This is a genomic window from Serratia sp. GW822-FHT06D09, from assembly GCF_058799515.1.
Genome location: NZ_JBXALO010000003.1, coordinates 521153 through 544427, shown reverse-complemented (window position 1 = coordinate 544427; position 23275 = coordinate 521153). Strand labels below are relative to the sequence as shown.

Sequence of the window (23275 nt, the reverse complement as noted above, 5' to 3'; positions counted from 1 at the left end):
TGAGGGAAGACATTATGCAAAATAAAACCGCATCCGCTCCGGCCCCCTGGTGGAAGCGCGTTGGCTGGCTGGTGATTATCTGGAGCGCCAGCGTACTGGGGCTGTTCCTGGTCGCCTCGATGTTCCGCCTGCTGATGACCGCCGCGGGCATGAAATCGGAATAAGTTGAGCGCTATCTGGCCGAAGTATTGGGGAAGTAGAAGGAAATAACCAGCGTTACCAAGGGTAGCGCACCAATTTTCAACAGCTCGAACACTTGCCTGATAGGCTCGCTTTGATCCCAATAAGCGTGGGCGGTAAAAACGCCCACGCTTATCACGAAGATCCCGCACAGCACCTGACGCGCCAAGCGCAAACGTTCCATTTCATCGAAGACCAATATCTCCTTCAGGTACCCCTTTGCGGCCTCATCGTGCAGGTTTGCGTTTTCGGTGCTCATGGGAAGATCCCCACGACTCGCCCCACGGCCTCCAGCTCTTTGCCATTCTCCCGCACGATGCCAAGGGACGTTCCGTTCTGTTTCATCCAGTGCTTATCGGCTATGGCTATCAACGCAAAGGCCATCTTGATCACCTCGGTTTTCTCCATCCCATGGCGCCGGGCTATATCATTCAGATCGTCATCAATCTTATTGGATAAACGGATCGGCAAACTGCGCATACTCCACCTCCTGTGGCTTACTGTCAGTGAGATAGAGTTTACGTGAGCCGCACGGCCTGTTCAATTAGTGAACTGCGTAACGTCTCGCAAATTCAATATGTTGCAAGACTTGCATTTAGCCACGATCAGCTGGGCTTACGCCCCATAGCGCTGAGAAAACGTTGCTGTAACCGCAGCAGCTCCCTCAGTTCAAGGACCCGATAATCAATGCCAAAACGCGGGGCAACCTCTTCAATGATGCGACTCAATGCCGGGTAGTGCCGGTGATTCCAATGGGGAAACAGGTGGTGCGTCAGGTGCAGGTTAGCCCCGCCAAGCCAATACCCCAGCCACGCCGGTGAAGCTTGCCAGTCAAAGGTGGTGGCAAAAACGTGCTGATACCAACCGTGCGCCAACCTTCCCTGTTCGGGGGCCTGATAAAAGTTGGCTTTGGCCCAGTGGGTGCCGACAATCAGCATCACAAACACCAGCGACGACAGCATCTGGCTGAGCAGATAGGTCAGTAACACCGTGCCGACGCCGATCGTCGGCGGCGTGAGCCACAGCGGAATGGCCAGCGCCAGGGAAAAATGCGCCAGCTTGCCCAACAGGAAAATCCCCCACCCCTTCCGGCCCTGGAACATCATCTTTGGCGTCATGCGGGTTTTACCGGCGCGATCCAACCAGTCGAACAACCAGATGTAATAAGGGAAAGTCAGCGCCGCGACGATCGGCCAATAATAAGGCTGAAGGCGCATAAACGCCTTGCGGCGCTGGAACGGCGTTTGCCGCAACACCCCGTTGGGTTCAATGTCCGGATCGTAACCTTCGATGTTGTTATAGGCGTGGTGGAAAATGACATGCCGCACTCGCCAGCAGTCGGCATCCAGCCCCAGGGGCATACTGACAAAGAAGTTAAGCCAGTGATTTAACCGTGCGCGTTTGAAAACGGCATTATGCGAGGCGTCGTGTACTACATTCACCGTTAGCATCATGGCGGAAAAAATAAAGCCGACGTAACAGCCGAAATAGGCCCAGAAATGTTGCTGCTGCAGGCTCAGCGCGTAAAAACCGGCGCACAGCAGTATTAGCGCCAACAGCTTGGCGAACATTCTGCCGTCGGCAAAACGGTGATCGCCGCGCGTCGCCAGGTAGGCCTGGCTGGCCCGCATCAGCTCCTGATGGATCTCACTCGCCTCTCGCTGGAACGCCAAAGGCGGTAGCGGTGTGGTATCCGGCATTTTCATTGTGGTGGCTGCCCCATAGCACGTAAAAAACGTTGCTGCTGTCGCAACAATTCACGATAACCGATACAGCGATAATCCATGCCGTATCGCGCCGCCGTCTCGGCCAATATGGCAGCCAGCGCCGGATAATGGCGATGATTCCAGCCTGGGAACAAATGGTGAGTAAGATGATAATTCAACCCGCCGGTCAGATGGTGCAAGCTCTTCGGCGAAGTTTCCCAGTCGCAGGCGGTGGCGAAGTTATGCCGATACCAGCCCTGCGGCATCTGGCTGCCTGCCGGCACCGCATAAAATTCGGCTTGCGCCCAGTGCGTGCCCAACAGCAAAAAAACCACCAGTAACGAGGCCAGCATTTGGCTAATCAAATAGGCAATCAGTACCGTTTGCCAGCCGATGCCATTTTGTTGTGCCACCACCAACGGGATCACCAGCACCAGCAACAGGTGACACAATTTGCCGGCAATAAACATCGCCCAGCCCTTACGCCCCGGCAATACGCCCTTGGTCGCCAACGGTGTTTTGCCCAAGCGATCCGACCAATCGAACACCAGCGCAATGTACGGCAGCGACAGCGCGGCAATCAGCGGCCAGTAAAGATGTTGATAGCGCATATAAGCCCGCCAACGTTGGAACGGGGTTTGGCGGAAAAAGCCGTTCTCTTCCGTATCCAGATCGTAATGTTCGACGTTGGCATACACATGGTGATAGCTGACGTGCCGGGTTCGCCAGTATTCCGGATCGACGCCCAGCGGCAAAGTCACCAGCCGCCCGGCCAGACGATTGACCCACGGCGTGCGGGCGAAGGCGTTGTGTGAAGCATCGTGATTGACGTTGACGTTCAGCAACATGCCCATCATGACAAAAGCGAAGTAACTCAGCATAAAGGCCAGAGCCTGGTGCTGCATCAAACTGAGCAGGTAGAAGCCCACGCAAAGCAGCAGCAAAATCGTGGCCTTGGCCCAACGGGCCGCATCGGCAAACCGGTGATCGTCGCGAGCGCTCAGATAAGCATGCGCCCGTCGTTTCAATTCCCGATGAAACGCCTGTTCCCCCGCAACGGGGAAACTCAGCGGCGGCAAATCAGCCATACGCGGCCTCCTTTTGGCGTCCCCAACCGACCGCGACAGCGCAACCGTGCAACACCATGGCACCGGCTACGCCCCACCAGATAGCAGACTGCCCATCGGGCACGCTCAATAACCACAGGGGGAATGCCAACGTCACCAACAGCCAAACGCCTACGCCCCAGCGGCGACCTTCAGCCATCCCACCCAAGGCTATCGCCCCGGCCGCCAACAACACAAACAACGCCGCCTGCTCGCCGGTCACCCCGCCATACCCGTAACCAAAACGATAAACGTAACCCAACACCAGAGCGAACAGCAGCATCGCCCCGCTTACCAGGCAGCCGGCGGAACAGCGGAAATGCCCGCCCTTGCTCGAAGGCTGGAAAGGCAGCTTGAAGTAGCGCATAAACGGCAGGTTACTGGCCCAAAACGGGTTGGCGGAAGATTTGTCGCCACGCACGCCATAGGTAAAGGGCTCCGTCGGCAGCGCCGGGCAAAAGGTGCCAAACAGCTTGTCCCAGAAGATAAAGCTGCCGCCGAAATTCCGGTTGGAATAGGCCAAATCTTTAACGTGGTGCACCCGATGATGCGCCGGTGTCACCAGGATGTGCTCCAGAAAACCGAGTTTGGGGGTCACCGAATTATGGTTAAACAGCTGAATGCTGTAATGCAGGATAGAAACGGTGATAAACACCGACAGCGGGACGCCCGCCAATGCCAACAGCATAAAGAACGGGATCGAAGTCAATGACGAATACCACGAGTTGCGCACGCCCAGCGACAGATTGAAATGCTCGCCCTGGTGATGCACCACATGCACCGCCCACAGCAGGCGGAAACGGTGGTGTAACCGGTGCAGCCAGTAAAAGCCGAAATCCCAGGCCAGTATCGCAAACAGCCACATCAGCACCGGCGGCCAACCGTCCAGCCAGCCTTGATTAAAATGTGTGGCCACGTAGCCGTAGCAGGCTATCTCCAAACCGCGAAACAGCCACAGCATGATATGCCCGGAATTGAGGTTGAAAATCACGTCATGCCAATCCACGCTGCCCTTGCGCCGCCACTGTAGCCACAGGGCTTCCCCCAGCACCACCAACAGCATAAACACGATAGGTATCACCAGATCGATCATGACTCTTCCCCCTGCCGTACGCCCCAGCCAATCCCTTGAACTCGCCGGCAGACGTAGCCCACGCCCCATGCCAACGCCGCCCCACTGAGCAAATCCACAAACAGGTGCCGACGCAGTTGCAAGATAGAAAAGGCAATCGCCAGCCCCCAGACGATCAGCAACGCGCTGCGCAGTTTTTTGCGGCTTTCCGCCGCCGCCCACACCGCCAACACCGTCAAGGCGATATGCAGCGAAGGCAGGCAGTTTTGCGACGAATCGACGCTGATCAACCTCGCCAGTAAATCGCCGCTCACCGAATCGGACGGAACGATCGGGTAGTTTATCGTCGTCGGCCACAGCAGATAAATGGCTCCCGCCAGCAAGGCGCTGAGCTGCATGGTACTTCTGAGCCATTTTAGCCGGTTTAACGGGCAAAGCAGATAGCACAGCGGGATAATCAGGAAAAACGACAGATACAGCCAGATGGCGTGCGGGCTGAACGGGATCGCCCGGTCGACCCAACCTGGCGTCAGCAGGTGGCCGGCACCTTGCCAGCGATCGCTGCCGTGGTAGATGACCCCGACAAATCCCCACCCCAACAACATCTGCCATAGGCGATAAACAACGAGTTTCATCCGGCCTCCGGCATGCGAACAATGCGGCGACGCTTGGCATCAAACTGCGGCATGATCGCCTGCGCTTGCAGGCGCCACGCCAGTTGCTCCGTGGCAATACCTTGCTGTTCGAACAGCGCGATCAATTGCCGTTGGCAATTCGCCAACGCCTCCGGGCTGCAATCGGCCATCAGATGCAGCTCGCTGTCGCCCCGTTGCGTCAGCCGATAATCCGCCACCGCCGGCAACGCATTGGCTATCACACGGCGACACAGGTCGGCGAAGACCTGCTGCATGGCGCCCTGCCTGGCCGGTAACAGCAGTTGGTCATCGCAGCGCCCTTCGATACGATCCAATGCCATGGTCGCCAGCCCGCAGGGACAGGGCTGTTCGCGCCTCACCAGAATATCGTCCAGCCGATAACGCACTATCGGCTGTGTACGGCGGGTAAAATCGGTAATCAACGGGGTAAAACGCCGCTCGTCGATCCACTGCGGTTCGACATGAATAAACTCTTCGTTCAGATGCAAAGTGCCGTGGCTGCAGGTCGCGGCCAAAAAACCTTCGGTGGCTTGATACACTTCTCCCACCTGCGCAAACACCCGCTGCAGGCGCTGGCGATCCTGCGGTTCCAGCACCTCGGCCACTGAAATCACTTTTTTGACGCTGAGCTTGAGTTCGCCGCGTTCAACGGCATCAGCCAGGGCGCACAATACCTGGGCCGGGGCCACGATAATCGTCGGCTGTTCACGTTCAATCTGCGGCAAATGTTCGGCAAAGGGAGCGAACAGATCGTAAAACGACAGGCTCAGCCAACGGTTATTGACGCTGTGGTACAGGTTGTTGTCGGCCCGCAGGAACAGCGCGACCTTCTCCCCGGCAAACACCCCCTGCGGCAACATTTTTGCCAGCATGCCACCGGCCCAAATCTGCTGCTCCTGCGGGCTGACGACGAACACGCCGCGCCGCCCAGAGGTACCGGTAGATAAACCGACGCTGTAGTTGCCCACTTTAGGACTGAAATCGCGATCGCTTTCGCTGCGCCGTGCACAGGCCAAAAGCGCCTCCAATCGCAGACCGGTGGTGTTCATCCGATCGAAATTGGCCATCATCACCGCCTTGTCCATCGTTGGCCACGCGGTCAGAGGCAATGAACTATAGGGCTGAAAATAGGGACTGTTCGCCAATACGCGCTGGGCAAACCGCTTCAGCTGGCGCGCCTGATAGGCCTCCAGCGCCGCCCGTTGGGTAAAGCGCAGGCGCCGCGCGCGCAGGTAGTGCCATAGCGTCATCAGCGGGATCATAAATCCCCCTCATGACACAGGCGGATCTCCGCAGCGCCGCCAAGATAGAGCTGGTTGAGCGCGCCCAGGGTGTCGTAATAGCTGCGCGGATTATCCATGATCAGGTTAGCCAACCGCGAAGGGCCACGCAGTTGCTGATAGTTCAGCGGCGACCAGGCGGCATCGCTGGCCAGCAGCGTCCAACCGGCATCGGTCAGGACAAAGGCCCCAAGGTGCCCGGCGGCGTGCCCCGGCAGCGGCACGATAACAATTTCTCCGCCGCTGCCCGGCAGCACATAGCCCTGTTGGAAGGGGGCCAATGCGGCAGGCAGGCTTTGTTGCGGAAATGCCTCAACGAACTGCAGCGCAGATTCAAAACCTTCCGGGATCAATCCTGGCACAAACGCCCTTTTCAACGCGGCAAAACCGCGCAGCTCTCGGGTTTGCTGCCACCCTTCGCCGGAGCAAATCATCTTCAGGCTGCTGAAGTCTCGCAGACCGGCAATGTGGTCCGCATGAAAATGCGAAATGATCACCGCCTCGATATCGCCAGTGTTCAGCCCCAGACTGCGCAACTGTTCCAACAGTGCCTGCTGCGGACTGAAATAAACCGGCGTCACCTGGCGATAAAGCCGAAAAATGCCGCTGGCGGTGTAATGTTCAAAATGGCTGGCATAACCGGTATCCCACAGCCAGCGGCGCTCGCCGACTTCCAGCAGATAGGCCCGGGAAGGAAATTTACAGGTGCGCATCGCCGAACCGCGCAGCGCCATGCAGCCCAGATGAGTGCAATAACCGATTTCAAAGGTCGTGATATTAGCCATCTGCGCTCATCCCCTGCTGCTTTAACCATTGCGCCGTCAGTTCGATCCCCTGCTCCAGGCTGTAGCGCGGCCGGTAACCCAGCACCTCTATCGCCTGGGTGTTATCCAGCGTCATGTCGAAATAGGCTGCCGCAACGCTATAGCGGGTCAGCATCGGTTCTTTGCGGGTGACGTGCGCCAACAGCTCCATTCCCGCCGCAACGCCCGACAATAAGGGATAAGGCACCGCTTTGACGGCGTATTGCCAGCCCAGCTGCCGGTTGAGCAACTGGTGCAACATATCGGCCAGCCGCTGCGGCTGTTGGTTGGTAATATTGAAAATGCTGCAGGACGGCAAACCCGGTTGACGGCTGGCGAGATCCATCGCATGCACCACGTTGAGCACAAAGGTAAGGTCCAGATAAGCCGAACCGCCGCCCGGCAAACGCAGCAGGCCTTTATCGCCCTGCAGCTGCGCCAGTATCCTGGGCACAATCACCCGGTCATGAGGTCCGAACAGGCCGCGAGGGCGCAAGATCAGGTAGGTGGTTTGCGGATAATCAGGCAGCAGCGCCGCAATACGTTGCTCGGCAGCAAACTTGCTGGCGGCATAGTGATTGGCAAAGCGTGGGGAAACATCCGCTTCGGTCACGTTGTGACGATGACTGAAATCGAAATAAACCGCTGGCGTCGAAATATGAATGAACCGCTGCACTGCGCAACGTCCGGCGGCATGGGCCAGTTTTTCCGTCACGCAGGTATTGGCTTGATAAAATGCCTGGCGGCTCCCCCAGGGAGAAGATTTTGCGGCGCAGTGCCAGACAATATCGTAGCCCGCCATTAACTGCTCACACTGCCCGTCGTCGGCGAGGGTCAGATCCAGCGCGGTAAACTTGGCGCCCCGTTCCGCCAACTGCCGCCCCACGGCGATATCACGCCCGGTGGCATGCACCTGATGCCCGGCGGCCAACAGCCACTCGGCGGCGTTGCGCCCCAGCCCGCTGGTCGCTCCGGTGATCAACACTCTCATGGCAGCAGTACCATGCCGCCCAGCGTTAAACCGGCGGCGGTGCCGATCAGCATCACCGGACGTCCGGGGTGCAGCCTGCCGGTGATCGCCGCTTGGTGCAGGGTCGAAGGGATCGAAGCCGCCACCTGATTGCCCCGGTACCGATAGATATCCACCAGGGCCTGCGGGGAAACGTGCAGCCGCTTGCGCATATGTTCCAAAGAGAGATGGCTGGCCTGATGCGGTACCACGGTGGCGATTTGCGCCAGGTTTAGCCCCGCAGCCGACAACAAGCGGCCAAGGAAGCTTTCGATCAGCGCCGACGCCTGGCGGAACAGCTGTTTGCCCTTCATATGGAACAGAAAGTCACTGTCGTTCATGCCGGCACGCGGATTACAGCGCGTCCCCCCGGCCCTGATTTCACACAGATCGCTGCCTTCCGGGTGGGTTTCCATCAGGTAGGACAAAATACCGCTACGCCCGTCACCGCGTTCGACAATGGCACAGGCCGCGCCATCACCGAAGATCAATGAAGACTCTTCGTCCTCCCAGTCGATACCGCGCGAAGCAATATCGGCAGAGACAATGGCAATACGCCGATAAACGCCCATATTGAGTAACCCCGCCGCCACCTGCAATGCGGAAATAAAGCTCACGCAGCTGGTGTTGATATCAAAACCTGCAATACCCGGCCGCAGTCGTGCCAGTTTAAGAATATGGGCGGCGCTGAAAGGCAATGCCTGCACCGCGATGGCCGAGGCAGAGATCAGCAGATCGATGGAGTCTCGCGGGATCGCATGGCGGGCAAGAGCATCATCCAGCGCGGCAACGGCCAGTTCAGCCTGGCTGGCATCATTGTCGGCATGGAAACGATGAATAATGCCCGAACGTTTTTCTACGTAACCGGCCGACTTGTTCAAGCGGCGATCCAGCGCCGAGGATTCGACGCACTGCGGCGGCAACGCCGCGCCGGTCGCAATAATTTTAAGAGGCAATAAGCTTTGGGAAAGGCTATTTAGGGTCATTATCGTTGTTCAGCCTGTGTGTCCATTATTCCGTTGGCCGACTCTCAAGCGCGGTTAATGATTCAACCCCCGCTATCCACAGCCACACCCTTGTTTGACATCAGTATAAAGAAAAACCTAAGTGGCATTCTTACTGATTGATTCCGTTCATTTAACTGAGCCGATAAATCACGTCTGTTTATCCGGCCACAGCCTAGAGCAAGGTCGAACGGAGATCTACAGGAACTCACTCAGGGGGAGATGAATTAAGAATAGGTGGAAAACAACCGGGGAGCCCAAAAGCGGATAAGACATCGTAAAAATCGTTAAAAACAGGGGGTTTCAGCGCATCCCCGATAGCCTCCGTTGACTCAACTTGCACTATACTCCCTGCGCGTCATCTGTTATTAACTGGCCTCGCCAGGGGCCGGCCTCTTGCTCGTCCCTGTCTTTTGGAGAACACACCGTGCAAAAAAACCACGCTCACCGTAAACACCTGACCCGCACCGAGGTCGACCGCCTGTTGCAACAGGCCGCCCTTGGCCGCGCGCCCGAACGTGACCGCTGCCTGATTTGGATGGGTTTCATCCACGGCTGCCGCGTCAGCGAACTTAATAGCCTGCGCATCAACGACCTCGACATGGACAGCGGCAGCCTCTACATGAACCGCCTTAAAAACGGCCTTTCCACCATCCACCCGCTGGAAGCCATCGAGAAAACCCTGCTGGTCCGCTGGCTGGAAAAACGTCAGTCGTACCGCAACCTGGAGGACCAGGAGTGGCTGTTCCTGTCGCAAAAGGGCTACCGCCTGTCACGCCAGCGCATTTACCGCATGCTGCAGGCCTACGGCAAGCAGGCCGGGCTGAGCGTCGCCGCCCATCCCCATATGCTGCGCCATGCCTGTGGCTATGCCCTGGCCGATAACGGCGCCGACACGCGGGTGATTCAAGACTATCTGGGCCACCGCAATATTCAGCATACGGTGCTGTATACCGCCGCCAATGCAGGACGATTTAAACATTTGTGGCCGGAGGAAAAACCAGAGGAAAAACCGGGAAAAAAAGAGGAAAAAATGTAACTTTTTGAACCAAACTGACACATAAGCTATTCATCCCCTGAAAAAAAGTCAATATCTGTTTTCCCTTCCTGTGAGTCATACCCTCAAATTACCCAGTATCAATCAGTTACCATGATATTTACCACTCATTCAATTCCCTTAATGAATATTTAAGCACCAGCCCCTGCTGCCTCTTATGTCGACACCACCCCGCCCCCATAGTCAAGACCCGGCCATCTATGCCAAATATTCGACGTTAGTGGTGTTTCATGCTGTCCGTTGAGTGTAATGACGCCACTTACCACATGAAACACTTAATGCAACACTTTGGTTCAAAATGTCTCCTTTCATCAAGGGAAAACAGGCCGACCAAACGACAAAAAAAGGAAACCCTTTCAACGGGTTAATGGAAAAGCTGTGCTGAGTCACAGGCATCAAGGAATTATGCTCATGAAAAGAACATTGCTGGTCACCACCTTGGCGGCAACCGCCTTCCTGTCCACCCCTTCAACCTTCGCCGCAGACGGTACCATCAACTTCACCGGCTCCATCACCGACACCGCCTGCGTGGTCGACGCCACCAGCGCCACCCTCACGGTTAACCTGGGGAAAATCGCTACCACCTCCTTCAAGGGGGCTGGCTCCGTCGCCCCGGCCACCAAGTTCACCCTGCTGGTGAAATCCTGTCCGGCGGCCACCACCGCCAAAGTCAACTTCGACGGTATCCCCGTCAGCGGCAATGACAACGTGCTGGCCCTGACCACTGGCTCCGGCGTCGCCACCGGGGTCGGCGTACAAATCTCTGACAAGGACGGCAACCCGGTCCCCCTGCGCGGCCAATCCGGCAGCTATGACCTGCAAAAAGGCGACACGACGGACGCCGCCAAAGACATCACCAACAAGCTGGACTTCACCGCCCGCTATATCGCCACCGCCGCCACCGTGGGGGCCGGTTCGGCCGACGCCACCACCAACTTCACCATCATGTACAACTGAGTACGCTTTCTGTCAGGACGGCCTTGGCCGTCCTGTTTTTGCATTCCCCCCGCTTTGGAGGCCCCAGCATGAAATACCGCTTTACCGCCCTGTGCAGCGGCATAATGATGTTCAGCAGTCTGGCCCAGGCCGGCGTGGTGGTCGGGGCGACCCGCCTGGTATACGAGGGGGACAAGAAAGAGTCCTCCCTCAACGTCAATAACCCGGATGCGATGCCGTACCTGATTCAGTCCTGGGTCGAACCCCCGACAGGCAGCACCGAGAAAGCCCCCTTTATCCTCACCCCGCCGCTGTTCCGTCTGGATGCAGGCCGCCAGAACGTGCTGCGTGTGGTGCGCGTCGGCGGCGCCCTGCCCGAAGACCGCGAAAGCCTGTACTGGCTGAATGTCAAAACCATCCCGTCAACCGAGCGGCGCGACAACACCCTGCAGATTGCCGTCAAAACCCGCATCAAACTGATTTTCCGCCCCGCCGGCCTGAAGGGGCTGCCTGACGCGGTGGCCGGCACGCTGACCTGGCGCAGCACCCCGGGGCATCTGCAGGTCAGCAACCCCACGCCGTTCTACATGAACTTCCAGAGCGTCAAGGTCAATGGCCAGGAGGTCAAGGATGCCACCTATGTCGCCCCGCACAGCAGCGCCACCTTTGCCCTGCCGAGCGGCACCGGCAAGACCGTCAGCTGGCGGGTCATCAATGACTTTGGCGGCGCGGGGACGCTGCAGCAGGGCACGCTGCTGGAGTGATTGAGCAGGACATCCTCACCCACAGGGCGCGGTTCAGCCCAAAAACAAGGAAGTGACGTGAGAAGACAACAGACACCGAATCCACAGGGCCCGGCCGTCCTCCGCCCGTTGGCGCTGCTGATAGCGCTGGCCCTCACCGGCCCCCTGCCGGTACAGGCGCGCGACTACTTCAACCCGGCGTTGCTGGAGTTGGACGGCCCGCAGCAGGGCGTCACCAATCTGGCGACCTTTGAAGAGCACGGCAGCCAGTTACCGGGAGATTACCAGGTCGATATCCTGGTCAACGACCAGCAGGTCGACAGCCGCCTGCTGACCTTTACCGCCCGGGCCGACGGTCAGGGGCTGCAACCCTGCCTGAGCGTCGCCGACCTGGCCCGCTACGGCGTGCGCGTCGCCCAGTTTCCCGCGCTCGGCCCCCCGGACACCGCCTGCGCCACCCTGGCCGCCATCCCCCAGGCCGAAGCGCAGCTGCGCTTCGACAGCCAGCAGTTGGCGCTGAGCATTCCCCAGGCCGCCCTGGCCCGCCAGCCGCGTGGCTATGTGCCACCGTCACAGTGGGACGAGGGCATTCCCGCGCTGATACTCAACTACAGCCTCAGCGGTGACAACAACAATACCCACCACGGCAGCCGCAACAGCCAATACGCCAACCTGCGCCCCGGCCTGAATGCCGGCCCCTGGCGGCTGCGCAACTACACCACCTGGCGCCGCAGCAGCGACGGCCAGGACCGCTGGGATACGGTATACACCTACGCCCAGCGCAACCTGATTGGCCTGCGCAGCCAACTGACCCTGGGCGACAGCAATGCCCCGGCCGAGGTGTTTGATGCGGTGCCGTTTCGCGGCGTGCAGTTGGCCTCCGATGACGAGATGTTGCCCGACAGCCTGCGCGGTTACGCCCCGGAGGTGCGCGGTATCGCCCGCACCCAGGCCCAGGTGGTGGTGCGCCAGAACGGCTATGAAATCTACCGCACCTTTGTTGCCCCTGGGGCCTTTGTCATCAACGACATGTACCCCACCGGCGGCAGCGGTGACCTGCAGGTGACCATTCAAGAGGCCGACGGCAGCGAACAGCACCTGGTGGTGCCCTTCGCCTCCCTGCCGGTGCTCCAGCGCGAAGGCCGGCTGAAGTACAGCTTCACCGGCGGGCAGTACCGCAGCTATGACCGCAGCGTGGAAAAAAGCGCCCTGGTGCAGGGCACCGCCATCTACGGCCTGCCGTGGAACACCACCCTGTATGGCGGGGTGCAGGCGGCACAGCATTATCACTCGGCGGCGCTGGGGGTCGGCAACAACCTCGGCGACTGGGGCGCGCTCTCGCTGGACATCACCCAGTCACGCGGCCAACCCAAGGGCAAGGCCAGTGCCAGCGGCCAGTCCTGGCGGGTGCGCTACAGCAAGAACCTGGTGCAGACCGGCACCAACTTCGCCATCGCCGGGTACCGCTACTCCACCGCCGGGTTTTATTCCCTGAGCGAAGTCCTGGACGGCTGGCGCAGCAGCAGCACCCTCCCGCTGTGGATGAACGAACGGCGGCGCAACCGGGCCGAGCTGAGCATGAACCAGCAACTGGGGCAAAACGGCGGCACCCTGTCGTTCAGCGCGGTGCGTGAAGACTACTGGAACAGCGAACGCAGCCTGGCGTCGCTGGGGCTGGGCTACAGCAACGGCTGGCGCGGCATCAGCTACGGCATCAACTGGAGCTATAACCGCAATACCCAGGGGACGACCCGCAGCAACGAGCAGCAAATCAGCCTGAACCTCAACGTGCCGCTCAGCCTGTTTGACACCAACAGCGCCTGGGTCAACTACAGCCTGAACAACACCCGGGGCGGGGCCAGCAGCCACAACCTGGGGGTCAGCGGCATGGCACTGGCGGACAACAACCTGAGCTGGGGCCTGCAGCAAACCTATGGCACGCGCGGGCAAGGCTACGGCGGCAACGCCACTGTCAATTATCGCGGCACCTACGGCGACGTGACCAGCGGTTACGGTTATGACAAAAACACGCGTCGGCTGAATTACGGCTTGAGCGGCAGCCTCGTGGCACACGCCAACGGCATCACGCTGGGCCAGCCGCTGGGGGAAACCGCCGTCCTGGTGGCGGCGCCGGGGGCGGCGGGGGCGAGGGTCAGCAACCAGACCGGGGTGCGCACCGACTGGCGCGGCTATGCGCTGGTGCCGTACCTGTCCGCCTACCGGCGCAGCGAGGTGGCACTCAGCCCGGAGACGCTGCCGGACGAGGTGGACCTGCCGCAGAGCAGCCAGCGGGTGACGCCGACGCGCGGGGCGCTGGTGCGGGCAGACTTCCGGCCCCGGGTAGGGGCGCGGGCATTGATAACGCTGCTGCGGGCCAACGGGCAGCCGGTGCCGTTCGGTGCCACGGTAAGCGACGCTGAACCCAACGCGACGCAGGGCAGCATTGTCGGCGACGGCGGCCAGGTGTACCTGAGCGGGCTGAGTCCGCAGGGCCGCCTGCAGGTGAAATGGGGCAATGGCAGAGCAGAACAGTGCCGGGTTAATTATCAGTTGCCCACCACACCGCCACCGGGCGGGGTAGTGCAAACCAATGAGGTGTGTCGATGAAAGAGCACATGCAGAACAAGATGATGAAAATAAATCAGTTAATTCGCCCCGTCCAGTTCTCAACATTATTGCTGGTGTTGTGGGCATATTCAGTGGGGGGGCATGCGGCATGTTGGCTTACTGCAGGCTCCGGTGATGGTGCCAGTATAACATTACCGGCTACGGTAACTATCCAACGGGATGCGGCACCAGGAGCCGTAGTATGGTACAGCGGCTGGTTTAAATCCGCCGGAGGAACCCACGTCAGATGCAATAGCACTTATTACACGACCTTTCAGCCTTATGATCTGGCCTGGCCTTTAGCGGCAGGTTATAGCAATGTTTATAAGACTGCAGTTGCCGGTATTGGTATTAAGGTTATTTCATATTATGGTGCCGGCCCATTTTCATTTTCTGCTAGTCCTAGTGATACTGGCTTTGATATTTTGAATTTTAGTACTCCTGATGACTACGCAGTTCAGATGATTTATCTGGGGGGGGATCTTTCTGGCGCGGCGTCTGGAGGCTCTTATTATTTAGCTCGAGGGGGGGTAAAAAGCAGTTGGCTCACGATGTATGGCAATTCAAAGTTTACCAAAGTCGCCTGTAGCCTCAACGGCACCAGCATCAATGTTCCGCTGGGCGACGTTCTTGATATCAAATTCACCGCTATCGGCGCCACCGTCGGCGACAAAAGCTTCGATGTCGGCCTGACCTGCGATAAAGAGGCCAGAATCAACGTTGCCCTGGCCGGCACCCAGAACAGCGACACCACCGACACCAGCGTGCTGGCCCTGACCAACGCCGGCCAAGCCGGCACCGCAGGTGGCATGGGCGTACAGTTGCTGTACGGCGGCACCCCGCTGAAAATCAACAACAATATTGTGCTGAAAACCTCCCCCGGCGGCCAGGAAACCCTGCCGTTCACCGCGCGCTATTACCAGACCAATAAAGTGGTGACGCCCGGCAAAGCCAACAGCAGCGCCACCCTGAATATCACCTATCAATAATGGTGCGTCTAGCGTATGGAACCCAAGGAAATGGATATGCCTAACATGATGAGTAACACCCTGCTCTGGCTGGGGCTGACCGGCCTGCTGATATCCCCGCTGACGCAGGCCGATTCCGTGGCGGTCAATATCAGCGGCAACGTCGTTGCCAGTTCCTGTACCGTGAAAAGCGGTAACTCACTCAGCGTGGTGCTACCGGATATTGATGTGCTTAAATTAGCAAAAAATGGCGACGCCAGCCCGTTTGTGAATTTTGACCTGGAACTGGAAGGTTGCTCGGCGGGTGTCACCAAAGTCACCGCCACCTATGGCGGCACGGTTTCGCCCTTGTCCTCAGACAGTTTCAAAAATACCGGCAGCGCATCACAGGTGGTCCTTTACATGCAAGATAGCGCCAGTAACGCGATTTATCCCAACACTACCCGGCAAGTGGCCGTCGATAGCGTGGCGCGCACCGCAAAATTTTCCCAGAAGGTTCAGATTTACGCTATGGGCGCGTCGACGCCCGGTACCGTCAGCGGCAATATCATCGTGTCCTTCACCTACCAATAATTCAGTTGCAAGGAGCTATCCGATGAAAACCCGCATTATTACACTGGCGTTGCTCAGCGCTGTCTGGGGGCCATCGTTGCCGGCCGCAGAGATCACCATCAGCGGCAGAGTCACGGCCACGCCGTGTACGGTGGATGCCAGCGTCAACCAGACGCTGGATTTGGGTAAGGTTCAACGGCGAGATCTGCAGCAGGCCGGCACCGGTAGCCCCTGGAAGCCCTTCAGCCTGACGCTGAGCAGTTGCCCCCCCAGCACCAGCACGGCCACCGTGACTTTCACCGGCACGCCAGACAGCGCCGACAGTAACGCCTTTATCAGCAGCGGAACCGCAACCGGCGTGGCCTTGCAGCTCAGTAAGGCCGACGGCAGCCTAATACTGGCCAATAACGCCAGCCTGTCCGTGACTATCGACAGCGCCCGCAAAGCGGCGTTTCCACTGGCCGCGCGGATCTACAGCCCCAAGGGCCTGAGCGGCAGCGGCACATTCAGCAGCGTTGTGCAGGTCAACCTGAGCTATCAATAATCCCATCAGCCATAAAAAAGCCCATCGGTGAAGTTCATTTCGCCAGATGGGCTTTTTTTCAGGGCCAATTGCCTTTAGCGGCGGTTACGCACCAATTGATAGCGACGGGTCAGGTATTCCACCGGCACGCTCCAGATATGCACCAGGCGGCAGAACGGGAACAGCACGAACAGCGTCATGCCCAGCACCATATGCAATTTGAAAATCAACGCAACGCCGGTCAAATGCTGTGACGCCCCGGCGTGGAAAGTCACCACCGCCTGCGCCCAGGCCACCAGCTTCATCATCTCGCTGCCGTCCATATGCTGGGCGGAGAACGGAATGGTCAGCAGCCCCAGACACACCTGCACCACCAACAGCGTCAGGATCATGATGTCGGCAAAGCTGCTGGTGGCCCGCACCCGTGGGTTGGTCAGGCGGCGTTTCAGCAACAGCGCCCCGCCAACCAGCGTCATCACGCCGCAGGCACCGCCGGCGATCATCGCCAGTTTCTGTTTCACGTCGATCGGCAGGAAGGCTTCATACATCCAGTGCGGCGTCAGCATGCCGAGGAAGTGCCCGGCGAAAATACCCAAAATACCGATATGGAACAGGTTGGAAGCCAACCGCATGCCCTTTTTATCCAGCATTTGGCTGGATCCGGCACGCCAGCTGTACTGCCCGTAATCGTAGCGTAACCAGCTGCCTATCAGGAAAATCGCTCCCGCCAGATAGGGGTAAATATCGAAGAAGAATTGATTTAAAAATTGCATGATTAGCGTCCTTTGGTTCCGGTTAGCGCATCCGTCAGGTCCAGGTACTGTGGCGCCACCGCGCCGGCAAAGCGTCGCTGATGCGCCGTTTGCTGTGCCGAAGCGCAGCCTTCCTCACCGGGACCGCCCAGGGAAGTGAATCGTATCTGCTCCTCTTCCCAGACCGCGTCCAGCGCCTGCGGCGTGTCGTCCCTGGCTTCTCCCGCCACCTGGCTTTCCAGGCTGCCGCTTTTCACCTCGGTACCGGACAGCACCAGCAACAGGTCAAACAACACCGCGTACGGGCTTTCTCTCTGCTGCAACCGGGCTCCCAACAGCGCCAGGATCGGCGCGATGTCCTGCAAGCCACCGCGCGCCTCTGCCAGGCTGCGGCTGGCCAGGTATTCCAGATACAGCGGCAGGAAATCCGGCAGTTCACGGCTGTCGATCTCCAGGCCCGCTTCACGGTATTGCGCCATCAGGTCAACCATCGCCTGGCCGCGATCGCGCGATTCGCCATGCACGTGCTCAAACAGCAGCAGCGAGGTGGCGCGACCACGGTCAAACAGTTCGCAGTATTCGGCCTGCACGTCCAACAACGGGCGAGCGCAAAATCGACGAATAAACAGGATCAACTGCGCGCTGTGGTGCAAATCCAGTTCGCTGGCCGGCTCCAGTGCCTCTACCAGCGCCTGGTGATGGTCAAATAACGCCTGCTCCGGATAATCCAGCAGACGGGCAATCACTTTCAGGCTGATCATGAGGCATCCTCCTGACGGGCGGTTTTTTGCGTCACATCGATGGCGTCAATGCGGCGGCTGTTGAACAGGTTGAATTTACCGTCGCTGCCGTGGCAGCCGTCACCAAAGCTGAAGCCGCAGCCTTTGCTTTCCGGGAAAGCCTCACGCGCCAGTTCGCGGTGGCTGGACGGGATCACAAAGCGATCTTCATAGTTGGCGATCGCCAGATAACGGTACATCTCCTGCGCCTGCGCTTCGCTCAACCCCACTTGCTCCAGGGCACTGGTGTCCAGCACGCCGTCAACGGTTTCCGCCCGTTTGTAGTGGCGCATCGCCAGCATGCGTTTAAGCGCCAACAGCACCGGCGCGGTATCCCCGGCAGTCAGCAGGTTGGCCAGATATTGCACCGGAATACGCAGGCTCTCCACGTCCGGCAATACGCCGTTGTGTGCCAGCTCACCGGCATCGGCGGCGGATTGGATCGGTGACAGTGGTGGCACGTACCACACCATCGGCAGCGTGCGGTATTCCGGGTGCAGCGGCAGTGCCAACTTCCAGTCCATCGCCATTTTATACACCGGCGACTGCTGTGCGGCCTCGATAACCCCTTGTGGAATGCCATCCTGCAACGCCTGGGCAATCACCGCCGGGTCGTGCGGATCCAGGAAGATATCCAACTGGCGCTGATAGAGGTCTTGTTCGTTTTCGGCGGCGGCGGCCTGCTCAATGCGGTCGGCGTCATACAGCAACACGCCAAGATAGCGAATACGGCCAACGCAGGTTTCCGAACACACCGTCGGCTGGCCGGATTCGATACGCGGGTAGCAGAAGATACACTTCTCGGACTTGCCGCTCTTCCAGTTGAAATAGATTTTCTTGTACGGACAGCCGGTCAGGCACATGCGCCAGCCGCGGCATTTATCCTGATCGATCAGCACAATGCCGTCTTCGACACGCTTGTAGATGGCGCCGCTTGGGCAAGTGGCGACACAGGCCGGGTTAAGGCAGTGTTCGCACAGGCGCGGCAAATACATCATGAAGGTGTTTTCGAACTGGCCGTACATCGCCTTCTGCATATTGTCGAAGTTTTTGTCCTGCGAGCGTTTTTCGAATTCACCGCCGAGGATCTCTTCCCAGTTCGGGCCGCTTTCAATCTTCTTCATGCGCTGGCCGGTGATCAGCGAGCGCGGACGAGCGATCGGCTGATGTTTCCCCTGCGGCGCGGTATGCAGGTTCTGATAGTCGTAGTCGAAAGGCTCGTAATAGTCGTCCAGCGCCGGTACGTCCGGGTTGGCGAAAATCTTCGACAACAGGCCGACGCGGCTGCCCATGCGCGGTTCCAGCTTGCCGTTGATTTTACGGATCCAACCGCCCTTCCATTTTTCCTGATCTTCCCAGGCGTGCGGGTAACCGACGCCGGGTTTGCTTTCAACGTTGTTGAACCAGGCGTACTCCATGCCTTCGCGGCTGGTCCAGACGTTCTTGCAGGTCACCGAACAGGTATGGCAACCGATGCATTTGTCCAGGTTCAGCACCATGCCGACTTGTGAACGAATTTTCATTTTGCTTTCTCCTGCTGGCTGCCCTGCGAGTCGTCGTTGCCTTCACCGTCTAACCAGTCGATGCGGTTCATTTTGCGTACCACCACAAACTCGTCGCGGTTGGAGCCGACGGTGCCGTAATAGTTGAAACCGTAGGCCAGCTGCGCGTAGCCGCCGATCATATGGGTCGGTTTCGGGCAGACGCGGGTCACCGAGTTGTGAATACCACCGCGCTGGCTGGTGATTTCCGAACCGGGGATATTCACGATACGTTCCTGCGCGTGGTACATCATGGTCATGCCTGCCGGAATACGCTGGCTGACCACCGCCCGTGCGGTCAGTGCGCCGTTGGCGTTAAAGGCCTCGATCCAGTCGTTGTCCTCAATGCCCAGCTCTTTGGCATCGTCTTCACTCATCCAGACAATCGGCCCGCCGCGCGACAGGGTCAGCATCAACAGGTTGTCGCTGTAGGTGGAGTGGATGCCCCACTTTTGGTGCGGCGTCAGGAAGTTCAACGCCTTCTCCCTGTTGCCGTTCGGCTTCTGGTTCAGCAACGGCTGCGCGGCGCGAGTATCGATCGGCGGACGGTACACCAACAAACTCTCGCCAAAGGCGCGCATCCACTCGTGGTCCTGATACAGCTGCTGGCGGCCGCTGATGGTGCGCCATGGGATCAGCTCATGCACGTTGGTATAACAGGCGTTATACGACACATGTTCGTCTTCCAGCCCTGACCAGGTAGGGCTGGAAATGATTTTGCGCGGCTGGGCCTGAATATCACGGAAGCGAATTTTTTCGTCTTCCTTGTTCAGCGCCAGGTGGCGGTGATCGCGACCGGTCATTTTACCCAGCGCGTCCCACGCCTTGACCGCCACCTGCCCGTTGGTTTCCGGCGCTAACGCCAGGATCACTTCGGCTGCGTCAATGGCGCTTTCAATCTTCGGCCGCCCCGCTGCCGGGCCTGCGGTTTTGACGTAGTTGAGCTTTTTCAGGAAGTCGACTTCGTCCTGGGTGTTCCAGCCGATGCCTTTACCGCCGTTGCCCAGCTTATCCAGCAGCGGCCCCAGCGAAGTGAAACGCTCATAGGTGGCCGGATAATCGCGTTCTACCGCCATAATATGCGGTGCGGTTTTGCCCGGGATCAGGTCACATTCGCCTTTTTTCCAGTCTTTGACGCCGTAAGGCTGCGCCAGCTCTGCGGCAGAGTCATGCTGGATCGGCAGCGTCACCACGTCGGTTTCCTGCCCCAAATGCCCGACACAGACTTCGGAGAAGGCTTTGGCAATGCCCTTGTAGATTTCCCAGTCGCTCTTGGAGTCCCAGGCCGGATCGACTGCCGCCGACAGCGGGTGAATAAACGGATGCATATCCGAAGTATTCATGTCGTCTTTTTCGTACCAGGTGGCGGTCGGCAGCACGATGTCGGAGTAGAGGCAGGTGCTGGACATACGGAAATCGAGGGTCACCACCAGATCCAGCTTGCCTTCACCGCCGTTTTCCAGCCATTCCACTTCCTGCGGTTTGGCACCGCCCTGCTGGCCCAGATCCTTGCCCTGAATGCCGTTTTCGGTGCCCAACAGGTATTTGAGCATGTACTCATGGCCCTTGCCGGAGGAACCCAGCAGGTTGGAGCGCCAGACGAACAGGTTACGCGGAAAGTTCTGCGGGTTGTCCGGCTGCTCGGCGGCAAAGCCCAACGTCCCTTTTTTCAAGGCATCGACGGTGTAATCCACCGGCGATTGTCCTGCGGCTTGTGCCTGCGCCGCAATATGCAGCGGGTTAGTGCCCAGCTGTGGTGCGGACGGCAACCAGCCCATGCGCTCGGCACGCACGTTGAGATCGATCAGGCTACCGCCAAAGCGTGATTTGTCCGCCATCGGCGACAACAGCTCTTCGGTGCCTACGGTTTCGTAGCGCCACTGGCTGGAATGGTTGTAGAAGAACGAGGTGCTGTTCATATGACGCGGCGGACGTTGCCAGTCGAGGCCAAACGCCAGCGGCAGCCAGCCGGTCTGCGGCCGCAGCTTTTCCTGGCCGACGTAGTGCGCCCAGCCGCCACCGCTCTGGCCGACGCAGCCGCAGAAGATCAACATGTTGATCAGCCCACGGTAGGTCATGTCCATGTGGTACCAGTGGTTGACACCGGCACCGACGATAATCATCGAGCGACCATGGGTTTTTTCGGCGTTGTCGGCAAATTCGCGTGCAATGCGGATGATGTTGTGGCGGGAAACGCCGGTGATTTGCTCGGCCCAGGCCGGGGTATAGGCTTTGATATCGTCGTAGTCGGTGGCGCAGTTGGCGTCGTTCAGGCCGCGCTCGAGGCCGTAGTTGGCCAGGGTCAAATCATACACGCTGGTCACCAGCGCTTCACTGCCGTCCGCCAGGCGCAGGCGTTTGACCGGCAGCTTGTGCAGCAGGATCTCGTCCAGCGCCACGCTGTTGAAGTTCCCGCCCTCGGCAGCGCCGCTTTTGATGCCGCCAAAGTAAGGGAAACCCACCTCGGCCACGTCGTCATGTGCGCCCAGCAGGCTGAGTTGCAACTCCACTTCCTGCGCGTCTTGGCCGGCGCGTTGTTCCAGGTTCCATTTGCCCTGTTCGCCCCAGCGGAAACCGATCGACCCCTGCGGAGCAACCAGCTCGCCGCTGCGTTGATCAATGGCAACGGTTTTCCATTCAGGGTTATTTTCTTCCCCCAGGCCGTCAACCAAATCGGCGGCGCGCAGCAGACGACCGGCGGCGTAATGCCCTTCTTCGCGCGGCTCCAATATGACCAGCATCGGCATGTCGGTATAACGACGCACGTAATCGCGGAAATAACCCACCTCACGATCCAGGTGGAACTCTTTCAGCATTACGTGGCCCATCGCCAGCGCCATCGCGCTGTCGGTGCCCTGCTTCGGATTCAGCCACTGGTCGCACAGCTTGGCGACTTCGGCGTAGTCCGGCGTGACCGCCACGGTCTTGGTGCCTTTGTAACGGACTTCAGTGAAGAAGTGCGCGTCCGGGGTGCGCGTCTGAGGCACGTTGGAACCCCAGGCGATGATGTAGGAAGAGTTATACCAGTCGGCGGATTCCGGCACGTCGGTCTGTTCGCCCCAGGTCATTGGCGAGGCCGGCGGCAAGTCACAATACCAGTCGTAGAAGCTCAGGCAGGTGCCGCCAATCAGCGACAGATAACGGGCGCCGGCGGCGTAAGACACCATCGACATTGCCGGGATTGGCGAGAAGCCGATGATGCGATCCGGACCGAAGGTTTTGGCGGTGTAGACGTTGGAAGCGGCGATCAGCTCGTTAACCTCCTGCCAGCTGGAACGCACAAAACCGCCGCGCCCACGCGCCACTTTGTAGCTTTTGGCTTTTTCAGGATCGCTGACGATCGAACCCCAGGCATCGACGGGATCGCTGTGCAACGCCTTGGCTTCGCGCCACAGTTTGATCAGGCGTTTGCGCATCAACGGGTATTTCAGGCGGTTGGCGCTGTACAGATACCAGGAATAGCTGGCGCCACGTGGGCAACCGCGCGGTTCATGGTTTGGCAGATCGGGACGGGTACGTGGGTAATCGGTCTGCTGGGTTTCCCAGGTGACCAGGCCGTTTTTCACATAAATTTTCCAGCTGCAGGAGCCGGTGCAGTTGACCCCATGGGTGGAGCGCACAATCTTGTCATGCTGCCAACGGCTACGGTAGCCGTCTTCCCAGTCGCGGTTGGTGTTCAACGTCTGGCCATGATCGCCAGAAAAGGGTTCCGCCAACTGCTTAAAATAGCGGAATCGGTCTAGAAACTTGCTCATCCGGAATTCTCCTGAGGGCTTTTTAATATTTTTTACCCTATGGATTTCAAGTCGCAGCCAGGTGGCCAGTTCGCTCATCTCCAGGCGCTTACTCAAGTAAGTAACTGGAGTGAGCTAACGCAGGTAACAACGCTGCGGCTTGAAATACGGCGGGTAATGACGTTGCTCAATCTGCCGCCAGCCTACTGAGGCCAGAAGTTGGGCAAATTGATTGCGATCAAGAGAACGGGGGGAGAATAACGGCGG

22 protein-coding genes are annotated in these 23275 nt (G+C 58.9%); 8 read left to right on the top strand and 14 right to left on the bottom strand.

Annotated elements, in window-relative coordinates:
* Positions 1 to 14: 14 nt before the first annotated feature.
* Positions 15 to 164 carry a DUF2474 domain-containing protein gene (locus tag AC1RKG_RS10260; protein ID WP_071844604.1) on the top strand — a complete coding sequence of 50 codons (150 nt, stop codon included), beginning with the start codon at positions 15 to 17 and terminating at the stop codon, positions 162 to 164.
* Between the two features lie 8 nt (positions 165 to 172).
* Here the strand turns inward: AC1RKG_RS10260 and AC1RKG_RS10255 are convergent, their stop codons facing one another.
* The 10 genes from AC1RKG_RS10255 to AC1RKG_RS10210 all read right to left on the bottom strand — a co-directional run bounded on the left by AC1RKG_RS10255 (position 173) and on the right by AC1RKG_RS10210 (position 8798).
* Positions 173 to 439: a hypothetical protein gene (locus AC1RKG_RS10255; protein ID WP_116690288.1), complete on the bottom strand. Its 267-nt coding sequence runs from the start codon at positions 437 to 439 to the stop codon at positions 173 to 175.
* Positions 436 to 660, bottom strand: a complete 225-nt coding sequence (locus AC1RKG_RS10250; RefSeq protein WP_020827426.1) for a hypothetical protein — start codon at positions 658 to 660, stop codon at positions 436 to 438. Before AC1RKG_RS10250 ends, AC1RKG_RS10255 begins: the two co-directional genes overlap by 4 nt.
* A gap of 125 nt (positions 661 to 785) precedes the next feature.
* A complete protein-coding gene (locus tag AC1RKG_RS10245) occupies positions 786 to 1880 on the bottom strand; it encodes a fatty acid desaturase family protein (protein WP_493183018.1) in 1095 nt (364 codons plus the stop codon).
* Between the two features lie 2 nt (positions 1881 to 1882).
* Positions 1883 to 2974 carry a fatty acid desaturase family protein gene (locus tag AC1RKG_RS10240; RefSeq protein WP_493182935.1) on the bottom strand — a complete coding sequence of 364 codons (1092 nt, stop codon included), beginning with the start codon at positions 2972 to 2974 and terminating at the stop codon, positions 1883 to 1885.
* Entirely contained in the window at positions 2967 to 4085 is a 1119-nt protein-coding gene (locus tag AC1RKG_RS10235; protein ID WP_493182933.1) for a sterol desaturase family protein, read from the bottom strand. Before AC1RKG_RS10235 ends, AC1RKG_RS10240 begins: the two co-directional genes overlap by 8 nt.
* Entirely contained in the window at positions 4082 to 4699 is a 618-nt protein-coding gene (locus AC1RKG_RS10230; protein ID WP_493182932.1) for a phosphatase PAP2 family protein, read from the bottom strand. The genes AC1RKG_RS10235 and AC1RKG_RS10230 overlap by 4 nt, the downstream gene beginning before the upstream one ends.
* Positions 4696 to 5982 carry a F390 synthetase-related protein gene (locus tag AC1RKG_RS10225; RefSeq protein ID WP_493182931.1) on the bottom strand — a complete coding sequence of 429 codons (1287 nt, stop codon included), beginning with the start codon at positions 5980 to 5982 and terminating at the stop codon, positions 4696 to 4698. The genes AC1RKG_RS10230 and AC1RKG_RS10225 overlap by 4 nt, the downstream gene beginning before the upstream one ends.
* A complete protein-coding gene (locus AC1RKG_RS10220; RefSeq protein ID WP_020827432.1) occupies positions 5979 to 6785 on the bottom strand; it encodes an MBL fold metallo-hydrolase in 807 nt (268 codons plus the stop codon). Before AC1RKG_RS10220 ends, AC1RKG_RS10225 begins: the two co-directional genes overlap by 4 nt.
* Complete coding sequence (locus AC1RKG_RS10215) at positions 6778 to 7794, bottom strand: NAD-dependent epimerase/dehydratase family protein (protein ID WP_493182929.1); 1017 nt, start codon at positions 7792 to 7794, stop codon at positions 6778 to 6780. Before AC1RKG_RS10215 ends, AC1RKG_RS10220 begins: the two co-directional genes overlap by 8 nt.
* Positions 7791 to 8798, bottom strand: a complete 1008-nt coding sequence (locus AC1RKG_RS10210; protein ID WP_493182928.1) for a 3-oxoacyl-[acyl-carrier-protein] synthase III C-terminal domain-containing protein — start codon at positions 8796 to 8798, stop codon at positions 7791 to 7793. Before AC1RKG_RS10210 ends, AC1RKG_RS10215 begins: the two co-directional genes overlap by 4 nt.
* A gap of 445 nt (positions 8799 to 9243) precedes the next feature.
* Here AC1RKG_RS10210 and AC1RKG_RS10205 point away from each other — a divergent pair, with 445 nt between their 5' ends.
* The 7 genes from AC1RKG_RS10205 (at position 9244) to AC1RKG_RS10175 (ending at position 16223) form a co-directional block, all read left to right on the top strand.
* Positions 9244 to 9855 (top strand): tyrosine-type DNA invertase, encoded by a 612-nt coding sequence (locus tag AC1RKG_RS10205; protein WP_187961555.1) that lies wholly within the window; start codon positions 9244 to 9246, stop codon positions 9853 to 9855.
* A 429-nt stretch (positions 9856 to 10284) separates the two neighbouring features.
* A complete protein-coding gene (locus tag AC1RKG_RS10200; RefSeq protein ID WP_493182926.1) occupies positions 10285 to 10830 on the top strand; it encodes a fimbrial protein in 546 nt (181 codons plus the stop codon).
* Positions 10831 to 10898: 68 nt separating this feature from the next.
* The gene (locus AC1RKG_RS10195) at positions 10899 to 11573 is read left to right on the top strand and encodes a fimbrial biogenesis chaperone (protein WP_493182925.1); all 675 of its coding nucleotides are present in this window, start codon (positions 10899 to 10901) and stop codon (positions 11571 to 11573) included.
* Between the two features lie 57 nt (positions 11574 to 11630).
* Complete coding sequence (locus tag AC1RKG_RS10190) at positions 11631 to 14159, top strand: fimbria/pilus outer membrane usher protein (protein ID WP_493182923.1); 2529 nt, start codon at positions 11631 to 11633, stop codon at positions 14157 to 14159.
* Entirely contained in the window at positions 14156 to 15148 is a 993-nt protein-coding gene (locus AC1RKG_RS10185; RefSeq protein WP_493182921.1) for a fimbrial protein, read from the top strand. Before AC1RKG_RS10190 ends, AC1RKG_RS10185 begins: the two co-directional genes overlap by 4 nt.
* 36 nt (positions 15149 to 15184) lie before the next feature.
* On the top strand, positions 15185 to 15700 hold the full coding sequence (locus AC1RKG_RS10180; RefSeq protein ID WP_493182920.1) for a fimbrial protein: 516 nt from the start codon (positions 15185 to 15187) through the stop codon (positions 15698 to 15700).
* A gap of 22 nt (positions 15701 to 15722) precedes the next feature.
* Positions 15723 to 16223 (top strand): fimbrial protein, encoded by a 501-nt coding sequence (locus tag AC1RKG_RS10175; RefSeq protein ID WP_493182918.1) that lies wholly within the window; start codon positions 15723 to 15725, stop codon positions 16221 to 16223.
* Between the two features lie 74 nt (positions 16224 to 16297).
* On the opposite strand, the gene narI is transcribed toward AC1RKG_RS10175, so the two are convergent.
* Genes narI through AC1RKG_RS10155 form a run of 4 tightly spaced genes read right to left on the bottom strand, consistent with a single transcriptional unit; the run spans position 16298 to position 23029 of the window.
* The gene (gene narI / locus AC1RKG_RS10170; RefSeq protein ID WP_261109089.1) at positions 16298 to 16975 is read right to left on the bottom strand and encodes a respiratory nitrate reductase subunit gamma; all 678 of its coding nucleotides are present in this window, start codon (positions 16973 to 16975) and stop codon (positions 16298 to 16300) included.
* Positions 16976 to 16977: 2 nt separating this feature from the next.
* On the bottom strand, positions 16978 to 17715 hold the full coding sequence (gene narJ / locus AC1RKG_RS10165) for a nitrate reductase molybdenum cofactor assembly chaperone (RefSeq protein WP_493182916.1): 738 nt from the start codon (positions 17713 to 17715) through the stop codon (positions 16978 to 16980).
* Positions 17712 to 19256 carry a nitrate reductase subunit beta gene (gene narH, locus AC1RKG_RS10160; protein WP_493182915.1) on the bottom strand — a complete coding sequence of 515 codons (1545 nt, stop codon included), beginning with the start codon at positions 19254 to 19256 and terminating at the stop codon, positions 17712 to 17714. Before narH ends, narJ begins: the two co-directional genes overlap by 4 nt.
* On the bottom strand, positions 19253 to 23029 hold the full coding sequence (locus AC1RKG_RS10155) for a nitrate reductase subunit alpha (RefSeq protein ID WP_493182913.1): 3777 nt from the start codon (positions 23027 to 23029) through the stop codon (positions 19253 to 19255). The genes narH and AC1RKG_RS10155 overlap by 4 nt, the downstream gene beginning before the upstream one ends.
* Between the last annotated feature and the right edge of the window lie 246 nt (positions 23030 to 23275).